This window comes from Roseomonas sp. HF4, from assembly GCF_005222755.1.
GTDB lineage: Bacteria > Pseudomonadota > Alphaproteobacteria > Acetobacterales > Acetobacteraceae > Neoroseomonas.
On record NZ_STGD01000053.1, the window covers coordinates 1 to 565 of the forward strand.

Below are 565 nucleotides of genomic sequence, written 5' to 3' on the forward strand. Positions count from 1 at the left end.
CGCGGTTGCGATGCTTCACCCAACGCGCCTCGCCATCGCCCTTGCTGGCAGAGGTGATGATCGTCGCGTCCACGAGCGTGCCGGTCTTGACCGTGATCGCACGCGCCTTGAGCTGCGCGGTGACGGCCTCGAACAGCTTCCGGTCCAGGCCCTGCGCGATCAGGGCGCGGCGGAAGCGCACAAAGGCGGTGCGCTCGGGAGTCGCCTCCCGCGCGGCGAAGCCGCAGAAACGACGGAAGCTTGCGCGGTCCTCCAAGGCCTCGGCCAGTTTCACGTCCGACAGGTCGTGCCAGACCGCCAGCAGCAGCGCCTTGAACATCGACAGCGGCGGCCAGGCAGGTTCGCCCTTGGCGGAAGGGTAGAGCGGGGCCAACAGTGCGCAGATCGGCTGCCAGTCGATCAGCGACGACAGGCGCTCCAAGGCCGCGCCGCTGCGCGAGGTGCCGTCCGGCGCCAGGCTCTCCTGGCCGATGGTGCGATGTGCCATGCCGCCCGCTCCCCGCGTCGCGCAGCACAGAGAATCAGTGAGCACGCCGCGCCGCAAGGCTTCCGCGCACAGGTCTCA

The 565-nt window shown here is 69.7% G+C and carries 1 protein-coding gene; it reads right to left on the reverse strand.

Annotation, left to right across the window (positions count from 1 at the left end; translation table 11 throughout):
- The coding region (locus tag E8M80_RS25650; RefSeq protein WP_137128553.1) for a transposase at positions 1-487 on the reverse strand (487 nt) is incomplete at its 3' end.
- Positions 488-565 lie beyond the last annotated feature (78 nt).